Consider the following 9,910-nt stretch of genomic DNA (forward strand, 5'->3'; position numbering starts at 1 on the left):
CACCGACAACTTTACCCTGATGCTGTCGCATCGTGAGCATGGCCATTGGTCCAAGCCGCAGGTGGCGGTTTTCTCCGGCCAATGGCGCGACCTCGACCCCGCCATGGCGCCGGATGGTTCATACCTGCTGTTTGTGTCCAACCGGCCAACGGCACCTGGCGGCAAGGCGATCGACGCGGTGCGTAACGGGACCACACGCATAGGCCTTGGCATGGCGATCTGGCGCGTCGACCGCCACGGCACGGACTGGGGCACGCCTGCCCGGCTACCCGATGTCGTCAATAGCTGCTCGATGACCTTCGCGCCAAGCGTCGCCGCCGATGGCACCGTGTACTACATCGGTTGCACCGGCAGCGGCGACTTCAAGCCGATGCATTCGACACCGAAGGGCGGAAGTTTCGCCCCTGCTCAAACGCTCGACATTGGCGATGCACAGGCGGTTATCCGCGATCCGGCGATCGCGCCGGATCAATCCTTCATGGTCTACAGCATCAAGCACTCGCCCAAGGAGCCGTATCGCCTGGCCCTGTCGTGGCGAACCGACGACGGCTGGAGCACCCCTTGCGATTTGGGCGACACGGTGAACGGCGGAAAGCACAGCATGGGCGCCCAGTTGGGTGCAGATCATCGCACCCTCTTTTTCTATAGCGACCGTAAGCTGCCGCCATCGGATGCCCATGCCGGCGCCGATTGGGACAACGGCGACGACCATATCTGGCAAGTCCCGCTGGCGCCCTGGCTCGACGCCCCCAATCACGCCTGCCGCTAACCCCAAGGAGCAAGACATGATCCTGAAGAAACTCGCCCTCGCCACCTTGATCGCATCCGGCGCGAGCGCATCGCCTCTCCTGGCGGGAGAACTGGTGGGTCCCGGCGTGATCTCCACCGGCTTGCAGGAGACGTCGGTGGCGATGACCTCCGACGGTAATACATTGTGCTTCATGCGTTCAGATATGGGCGAGAGCGACGACACGATCATGGTTTCGCACAGGCGAGGCACGACATGGGGCACGCCCGAGGTTGCTCCGTTCTCCGGGCAGTGGCACGACTCCGAACCCACGCTTTCACCCGATGGCAAGCGGCTGTATTTCGTCTCCAATCGGCCAGCTCATCCAGGCGCCGCCGCGGTCACTGCCAGCATGGCCGGCCACGATTTCCCCGGAACGAACCTGTGGTACGTCCAGGCCAACGCCAGTGGCGGCTGGGGAGCGCCGGTGCATGTGGATGGCGCCCTGAACGATGGCGCGATGATCTACAACCCATCCATTGCCGCCAACGGGAATATCTATTTCTCGGCCCATCGCCCGGACTCGGGCAAGGCCTACCAGGTCTATGTGGCGCGCCGCGCAGGCGACGGTTATGCCACGCCGGAACTCGTGCCGTTGGGCGACGTGGCCAACAACCGCATGGATCCGGCCGTCGATCCTGCAGAGCGATTCATCGTATTCGCCGGCAACGAAGGTGACTCGCTCGGCCGCGCGGATCTCTATGTCTCCTTCCACCAGGCCGATGGAAGCTGGGGCAAGCCCGAGCACCTGGGCGGCGAAATCAACAGCAAGGCACTGGAGAACGCACCTTCGCTCGGACACAACTTTGGCGAACTCTACCTCTCCAGCGACCGCGGCGCCGAGGTGGCCTTCCCGAAGAAGCAGGATACGGCCGCATCGCTGCAGGCGCGCTTGTCCGGTCCCATGAACGGATCGCGCAACCTCTGGCGTTTCGACATCGCCGACGTGTTGCGCGCCCATGGCATCGATCACTGAACGAAGGGCAGCGTCACTGCCAGGGATTCCTTCTAATTTTTGCACTGCCGCAAGTTCCTGCGATTTCACTGCCGAGGACAGCAGTATTGCGGCTCGTAATAATGCTGCAATGCGACTTGCCACGATTTAAAAATCTCATATCTTCGCCACCGGGGGGCACTTACCTGCCGGGTATCAAATTGAGGGGTTTAAATCGATGAGCAACATTTTCGTGCGCCGGAGCGCACTGGCCAGTTCGCTGGCCATGGCGCTGCTCGCGCCTCACGCGTTCGCACAGGCGGCTGCCGCGCCGCCCGACGACGCGCCACAGCTGGCACAGCAGTCCGCGCCGGCACCCGCCACCCAGCCTTCGCCCGACGCGTCGAAACAGAAGGCGGTGGACCTGGACAAGGTGGTGGTTACCGGTTCAAGAATTCCCCGTTCGGAGATCGAAGGCCCGGCGCCGGTGCTTATCGTTACCGACCAGAAGATCAAGGCGCAGGGCTTCCAGACCTTCAACGACTTCGCGCAGTCCATCCCGCAGGCCGGCATGTCCGAGACCGCGCCCAGCTGGGGTGCTTCGTCGGTGAATGCCCGCCAGCTGAACCTGCGAAACCTTGGTTCCGACCACAGCCTGTTGTTGGTGAACGGCCATCGCGTGGCCGACTATCCGCAGCCGGCCGACGGCAAGAGCACCTTCCAGAACTACAACAATATTCCCAGCGGTATGATCGACCGGGTGGAAATCCTGGCCTCGGGTGCGTCGTCGATCTATGGATCGGACGCCATCGCCGGCGTGGTCAACATCATCCTGAAGAAGAACTACCAGGGCGACGATCTGACGGTGACAGGCGGCGGCGCCACGCGCGGTGGGCGTAAGTATGGCGACATCAACCTGGTCGGAGGCCGCAGCGGCGACGACTGGCACGTGGTCTATAACCTGCAGCACACCAATCGCAGCCCGCTGTGGGGCCGCGACCGTCCCTATACCGATTCGGAAGATGATGCCGGCTACGGCAGCTGGGACGAGAACAAGCGCTTGTTCGGTTTCCAGAATTACCCAGGTCTGATGCTGGGCAACAGTGACGGGAACTTCATTACGCCGCCGGCAGGCGCCTGCAATCAGTTTGGCAACAACTTCAGCCTCTACAACAAGCGTACCGTGGCCACCGACGGCCACACCGTGTTGCCGGGGCAAGTGACCGATGGCGGATCGTTCTGCCAGCAGAATGCCTTGTTCCGCAACTGGGTGCTGACACCGGGCCTGCAGAGCAACGATGGCTACATTTACGGCGAGAAGGATTTCAGCAACGGCCTGCAGGCCTACGCCTCGCTGGGCATCTGGCAGACCATCGGCACATCCAATACCCAGCTGCCCTTCCTGTACCCGATGGGCGGCCTGCCGAATAATTTCTACGACCGCACCACCGGCCAGGTGATCAGCAACTACCTGCGCCAGCTCACGCCCAACGAGATGGGCACCTATGGCAACACGCATGACCGCGAGCTCAACTGGGACTTCCATACCGGCGTCCAGGGCACGATGTTCGACGGGAAGTTCAACTGGAACCTTGACCTTGGCTCGGCGCGCTACATCGTGCACGAGAACTACACAGGCCTGAACGAACAGGGCATGTTCGATTACTTCTTCGGCCCGCAACTGGGCACGACGACGATCGGCGGCACGGCCTACCCGACCTATGCGCTGAACCAGCAACGCTTCTATAGTCCGATCACCCCGGCTGAGTATTCGACCTTCGGCGTGAATGGCCAGAACAGTTCGGCAACCTGGATGGACCAGGCCACCTTCAACATCAATGGCGACCTCTTCAATACCTGGGCAGGCCCGGTAGGCTGGGCGGCGGTGCTGGAAGAGAACTACCAGGGCTACAAGCTTTCGCCGGATCCGCGTGGCAGCACCACCACCTTCGGCGACCCGTTCCAGGATTACAACACCGGCGGCGGTACGCGTAACCGCCATTCGGTGGGATCGGAATTCCGGGTACCGCTTTCGTCGATGCTGACATGGACCATTTCTGGCCGTATCGACCAGTACAAGGATGCATCGATCGCCGACATCGCCCGCACCTGGGGTAGCGGCATTGAGTTCCGCCCTTATGAAGGCCTGCTGCTGCGCGGAAGCTATGGCACCAACTTCCATGCACCGGACATGCAGGCGATCTACCAGACGGACTCGGAGGTGCCGGTGGGCATCTATGGCGATCCCTACCTGTGTATCACCCAGACCCACGATGCTTCCTGCCAGCCCAGCCAGCACTCCACATACTTTACCCAGCATTCCGGCGGCAGCCGCAATCTGTTGCCCGAGACCGGCCACTCCTGGACCTACGGCTTCGTCTGGGATATTCCCGGCGTCGAGGGCCTGTCCGTGGCCGCCGATTACTGGCACATGGGTATCAAGAACGCCATCAACTACATCGACCAGCAAACCCTGCTGACCGATGAGGCTGGCTGCCGTACCGGCTTGACGATCACCGGCGCGGCATATACCGATCATGCGCTAGGGTCGGAGTACTGCACCCTGGCCATCGCCAACGTGCATCGCGACAGCGCCGGTAACATCACCGACATCTTCGTTGGCCCGATCAACGAGCGCTCGCTTTACGTCAGCGGCGTCGACGCCTCGGTGCGCTACAACTTCGAAACCCACGACTATGGGAAATTCTCCCTCGACCTGGAGTACACCAACAACCTGTCGTACAAGGAGCGCACACTGCCGACCGATCCATTGCTCAACACGCGCTACCAGCACGTGGCGAGCAAGGTCACCGGCACCTTGACGTGGAACGACGGGCCCTGGGACGCTTCGCTTTACGGCGAGCGCAACGGCTCGGTCCGCGCGCCGGGCTATAACAGTTGCCGCCGCCTGGCCAACGGCATCCAGCCCTCCTTCGGCGACCCGGACTGCTCGGTCTACCTCAACGACCTGGGGCCCTGGATCGTCTGGAACGGCTCGGTGGGTTACCGCTTCACCCCGAAAGTGCGCGTTGGTTTGCAGGTCAACAACATTTTCAACAAGGTTGGCGAGATCCCATACGACGCAGGCGGCTTCGAATACATCTCGAACCTGCAGGGAGCGACGTACAACGGCCGCGAGATCTTCCTGAACCTCAACTACAAGCTGGACTGAGCATCCGTGCACCGATGGGCCCGGCGCCGTGCGCGCCGGGCCTATGCCTGGTCAGGCCGTCCAGTCCTTTGCCGTGGCTTGCGCGAAGTCGCGGTAGCTGCGTGGCGCCCGTCCCAGGAGTGCCGTAAGGCGCTCTACATCGCCCTTCGAGGCCGCTGCGCCATCCTTCTGATAGCGATGCATCATCAAGCGCATGTCGTACGCCATCCAGCCCGGCGCGAACTGCGCGATCTTGTTCTCGAAGGCATCCAGGTCGTTCCCACCATACTTCACCTCGCGACCGAGCGCCTCGGTCCAGATGCGGGCCACGGCATCGCCTGTGAGAGCATCAGGCCCGACCAGCTCATACACTTCGGTGGGCAAAGGCGTGGCGGACTTTTCGCGGCGGAGCAGTTCGCGCGCGGCGGCTTCAGCGATGTCGTCGATGTCTACCATCGACACGCCCTTCTCGCCGATGGGCGAGACGTACACGCCGCCGCCAAGCATCGGCTCCTTCTGGCCGATGTCGTTCTGGAAAAAGTACGAAGGCCGCAGCACGGTGGCTTCCAGGCCGACCTTCTTCATCATCCGCTCCACGGCGTGCTTGGAGGCGAAGTGCGGCACGTCGGCGAATACGTCGCTGCGCGTCACCGACAGGTACACGATGCCGCGCACGCCGGCATCGTGCGCCAGGCCCACGGTGTTCATGGCCTGGGTGATTTCATCGGGAGAGTTCGGCACCAGAAGGAACAGCGTGCTTACACCCTGAAGGGCTGTGCGCACGCCGGTGGTATCGAGCAGGTCGCCTTTGACCGCTTCGACACCCGCAGGGAATGTCGCCTTTTCGGGGGATCGGGTCAGGGCGCGTACCTGGGCGCCCTTGGCAACGAGTTTGGAAACGACTTGCGAGCCGATCTTGCCGGTGCTACCGGTGACGAGGATGCTCATGGGAATGACTCCTTTGGCTTGGGGTGACCCCAAGATAGGTGTTCCGTAGGTGGTGCATAAGACCTAATATTGAGATACCTTGTCCCGAATTTGGAACACCACCATGGACCTCTCGGCGCTGTCGTTCTTCAACCTGGTAGCCCTTCACGGCGGTTTCGGACGCGCCAGCCGCGCCACGGGACAACCCAAGGCGACACTGTCACGCCGGGTCCGTGAACTGGAGGAGAGCCTGGGCGTGCGCCTGATCGAGCGCGGATCGCAGACACTGCGGCTCACCGACGAGGGTGCGATGCTGCATGCGCGCACCGAGGGCCTGCTGGGTGAAATCGCCGAGGCCGGCAACGATGTAGCTGCGGGCATGGGCCGGGTGCGCGGCCGGCTGCGGGTGAACGTGCCGCTCTTCTTTGCCCACTCGGCACTGGGCCGCATCGCGGCGGGTTTCGCCAGGACCTATCCGGACGTCCAACTGGACGTGACTGCTGATGACCGCTTCGTGGACCTCGCCGAAGATGGTTACGACGTGGTGGTGCGGGTGAATCCCGCGCCGGACGAAACACTGGTGGGTCGCTGCTTCCTGCGCGCGGGCATCGTCCTGGTGGCCTCTCCCTCGTTACCGCGGCCCAGGCAAGCCGCGCGTGGCAAACCCGCGCCATCGGTGCCGGCGGTGCTGCGCGTGGGTAACGATCCGTCGTCGTGGACAGTCGTCGACGGCAAGCGCGAGATGACCTACCGGCCGCGCGGCGTCATGTGGTTTTCAACGCCGCTGCTGATGCGCGAAGCGGTGCGTGAGGGCGCAGGCGTCGCCATGCTGGCACGCTCGATCGTTGAGGATGACCTGGCAAGTGGGCGCCTGGTGATGTGGGGCGAAGCGCGCGAGGGCCAGGCGGAAGCCTGGGTGCTGCATGCCTCACGCAGGCTGGTAAGCCCGAAGGTATCGGCGTTCGTGAACTACCTTTGCGACAGCTATGCCACGCCGCAGGCACCCGTGCCCGCGGTTGCCGCAGGGTACAAGCGCGGTCACTGAAGCGGGTTGGCCTTCACGCCCTCGTTGGTGATCTTCACCGGAAGGATCTGGCCATCCTTGTCGAAGTACATGCGGTCGATGCAGGTTACGCGGTCGTTGCCGACGGTATCGCCCAATGGATGCCGGTGATAGACGATGTACCAGCTGTCGTCCCTGGCCACATGGAACAGGGAGTTGTGCCCTGCCCCCGTGGCGACCTTCGGATCCTGCTGAAGGATCTTGCCGATGCGCTTGAACGGGCCGGTGACCTTGTCGGCAATGGCGTAGGCCACGGAATAGTCCGGGCCGGTCCAGCCGCCCTCGGACCACATCAGGTAGTACTTGCCGTTGCGCTTGAACATCATCGGGCCTTCGACGTATTCCGGCCCCGGGGTAATTTCACGGAACACGGTGCCGTCGGCCATCGGTTCCACGCCGGTGAAGTCTGGCTTCAGCCTGACGATGTTGGCGTGCTTCCAGCCGCCGTAGATCATGTAGTACGTGCCGTCATCGTCCTTGAACACGAACTGGTCGATCGGCTGGGCACCGTTGTGGAAGGCGCCGATCAACGGCTTGCCAAGCAGGTCCTTGAAAGGCCCCTCGGGCTTGTCGCTGACTGCCACGCCGATGCCACCGAGTTCCTTGTCGCTCTGGATATCGTTGGCACCGAAGAAGAAATAGTACTTGCCACCCTTTTCGATCATCGCCGGTGCCCACAGGGCCTTCTTCGCCCACGCGATGTCCTTGATGTCCAGGACATCGGCGTGTTTGGTCCAGTGCACCAGATCAGGCGAGGAAAATGCATCGAAACCCAACTGCGCGCTGTATTTGAGCGATGTGGTGGGATAAATCCAGTACTGGTGGTCGAAGATGGCGGCTTCCGGGTCGGCGTACCAGCCGGGGAACACGGGATTGCCCGAGTATCCCGCCGGCGGCGTAGCCGCCCATGTGGGCGTGGCGGTCGCCGCAGCGAGCACCACGCCCATGAAAACCTTTCCAAAGCGCATGTTGAATCTCCGAGCCGCCATCAGTGCCGGATCGTAGCAACGTTCGCCATTTAGATCGAGGCAATATGATACCGACGGTCAGAGATAGCTCGTGACGGCGGGCGACTCCAACCAGTTGTCGTGACGGCCGTCGGCAACCCTGACGGGAATGGCCGCCAGCGCCTCGGGGGACATGTCATCAAGGCTCGCCAGATTCACCGAGATGAACTCGCCGCCAAGCTCGGCAATGTTTCCCTTGCCGAAGGCATGCACGCCGCAGTGCTTGCAAAACAGCCAGTGCATGCTGTGCGTGCCGAACTGGTAGTCGGACAACGCATCTTCGCCACTGAGCAGCTTGAACTGCTCGGGTTTCACGATCATGCCCCACAGCCGAACCTTGCTGCAGATCGAACAATTGCATTTGCCGCTGCCCGATTCCACGTCGAGTTCGGCCTGGTAACGGACGACACCACAGTGGCAGCTGCCGGTATGGGTGGAGGTGGCCATCGGGGTGCTCCGGTGCGAGGGAATGTGTTGCCCAAGATAAGACCGCTTTGCGGACAGAAACGGTCCGCGAAGATACACTTCCCCCATGCTGCCGACCTCTGCCCGCCTGCTCCGTCTGCTTTCCCTGCTTCAGCAGCGGCGAGCGTGGCCCGGTGCGGACCTCGCCAAACGGCTTGAGATAGACCCGCGCACGCTCAGGCGTGATGTGGACAAGTTGCGTGCGCTTGGCTATGCCGTGCATGCCAGCGCGGGGCACGGCGGAGGCTATGCATTGGGTAGCGGGCCCTCAATGCCGCCGGTGCTGCTGGACGACGACGAGGCAGTGACATTGTCGGTGGCGCTGCACGCAGCCAGTGGCATGGTGGGCAATCTGGAACCCGCAGCACGATCGCTGCTGCAGAAGCTTGGCCAGATGTTGCCGGCGCGCCTGCGCGATCGCGCCACGGCCATACAGGCGGTGACGGTAAGCCTGCACAACATGGCGCCTCTAGCCGACGCCGCGGCACTTACCCTTATCGCTGCCGCCTGCCGTGACCACCGCCGCCTGCGCTTTGAGTACGCAAGCCACGAAGGCGCCATTACCGGCCGCCTGGTGGAGCCCTGCTCCCTGGCAAGACTCGGCTACCGATGGTATCTGGTGGCATGGGACGTCGAGCGTGCCGACTGGCGCAGTTTCCGCGTCGACCGGATCCGTTCACCCGAGGCAACAGGATCCACCTTCGAACCGTCCGAGCCGCCTGGTGGGACCGCAGCCTACATACAACAGGCCATCGCCATCGCGCCATTCGAGCATCGCATCCGGCTGCGCCTGCAAGGTTCTTTTACTGAACTCTCAGCGCGTATTCCAGCCTGGTGCGGCGTACTCGAGGCCGAAACGAAGAACACGTGCATCCTTACCACCGGTGCGGATTCCACCCTTGGGGTGGCGAGCCTGGCGATCATGGCGGGCGTGGAAGCGGAGCTTCTGGACGATCCGCCGATTGCAGCGGGACTGCGCGACATCGCCGCGCGCTTTGCGCGGGCGATGGGTGTTGGTTCGCGCTAGGGCATTACTTGCCCAGGAATGATTTGCCCTGCTTGAGCACGGTGTCGCATACCTTGGTGGTGAGCTTGGACTTCAGGTCGCTATTGCCGCCGCCGAGGCTGTTCAAGTCGACCGAGTTGCCATTGCTGCCTTGCAGGATGCCCTTTGCGCCGCTCAGGTAAGACGGATCACTGGTGGCGGTACCACTGCCCTGGCTGCTCGCGTTCGAGCCACCGGTAAGCTTGGACAACATGTTGCCTTTGCTCGCAGAAGTATCGCCGCCCGCCATGGGCGTGGATGACGCACCTCCCATCTTGCCCAGCAACTGGTCCTTGATACCCGCGGCGCCGGAATTCCCGCCCAGGTAATTGCTCTGCACGCAGTACTGCAGGAGGCCTGTGACATTGCCCATGCTGCCGGACTTCATAGAAGTTCCACCACCACCGAGCATGCCGCCGAGCTTGCTTAAATCCTGGGCTGCCGCGCTGCCAGCCAACAATAACGATGCGCCTGCACAGATCCGGGCAATCACACCGATCCGCATCTTCATGAGCGTGCCTCCGTGTAAAG

Annotated in this window: 9 protein-coding genes; 5 read left to right on the plus strand and 4 right to left on the minus strand. The window is 62.6% G+C overall.

All coding sequences use genetic code 11. The features are described 5' to 3' along the window. The 3 genes from VK519_RS11540 to VK519_RS11550 form a co-directional block, all read left to right on the plus strand. A partial coding sequence (locus VK519_RS11540; protein ID WP_324349935.1) for a TolB-like translocation protein occupies positions 1–769 on the plus strand: 769 nt, incomplete at its 5' end. A 16-nt stretch (positions 770–785) separates the two neighbouring features. Then, positions 786–1,763 (plus strand): TolB family protein, encoded by a 978-nt coding sequence (locus VK519_RS11545; RefSeq protein ID WP_324349936.1) that lies wholly within the window; start codon positions 786–788, stop codon positions 1,761–1,763. A 196-nt stretch (positions 1,764–1,959) separates the two neighbouring features. Beyond that, complete coding sequence (locus tag VK519_RS11550) at positions 1,960–4,893, plus strand: TonB-dependent receptor domain-containing protein (protein WP_324349937.1); 2,934 nt, start codon at positions 1,960–1,962, stop codon at positions 4,891–4,893. 51 nt (positions 4,894–4,944) lie between these two features. Here VK519_RS11550 and VK519_RS11555 read toward each other — a convergent pair whose 3' ends face one another. Then, positions 4,945–5,820 carry an SDR family oxidoreductase gene (locus tag VK519_RS11555; RefSeq protein WP_324349938.1) on the minus strand — a complete coding sequence of 292 codons (876 nt, stop codon included), beginning with the start codon at positions 5,818–5,820 and terminating at the stop codon, positions 4,945–4,947. A 79-nt stretch (positions 5,821–5,899) separates the two neighbouring features. On the opposite strand from VK519_RS11555, the gene VK519_RS11560 reads away from it, so the two are divergent. Further along, the gene (locus tag VK519_RS11560) at positions 5,900–6,844 is read left to right on the plus strand and encodes a LysR family transcriptional regulator (RefSeq protein WP_324349939.1); all 945 of its coding nucleotides are present in this window, start codon (positions 5,900–5,902) and stop codon (positions 6,842–6,844) included. Here VK519_RS11560 and VK519_RS11565 read toward each other — a convergent pair. Next, complete coding sequence (locus VK519_RS11565) at positions 6,838–7,830, minus strand: glycoside hydrolase family 43 protein (protein ID WP_324349940.1); 993 nt, start codon at positions 7,828–7,830, stop codon at positions 6,838–6,840. The two genes, VK519_RS11560 and VK519_RS11565, sit on opposite strands and share 7 nt — an antisense overlap. A gap of 78 nt (positions 7,831–7,908) precedes the next feature. Beyond that, entirely contained in the window at positions 7,909–8,316 is a 408-nt protein-coding gene (locus VK519_RS11570) for a GFA family protein (RefSeq protein ID WP_324349941.1), read from the minus strand. Positions 8,317–8,401: 85 nt separating this feature from the next. On the opposite strand from VK519_RS11570, the gene VK519_RS11575 reads away from it, so the two are divergent. Beyond that, on the plus strand, positions 8,402–9,361 hold the full coding sequence (locus tag VK519_RS11575) for a helix-turn-helix transcriptional regulator (RefSeq protein WP_324349942.1): 960 nt from the start codon (positions 8,402–8,404) through the stop codon (positions 9,359–9,361). A 4-nt stretch (positions 9,362–9,365) separates the two neighbouring features. On the opposite strand, the gene VK519_RS11580 is transcribed toward VK519_RS11575, so the two are convergent. Beyond that, positions 9,366–9,910, minus strand: a 545-nt coding sequence (locus VK519_RS11580; RefSeq protein ID WP_324349943.1) for a DUF2501 domain-containing protein, incomplete at its 5' end; no start/stop codon positions are given.

Source organism: Pinirhizobacter sp. (assembly GCF_035317885.1).
Taxonomy (GTDB): Bacteria; Pseudomonadota; Gammaproteobacteria; order Xanthomonadales; family Rhodanobacteraceae; genus Pinirhizobacter.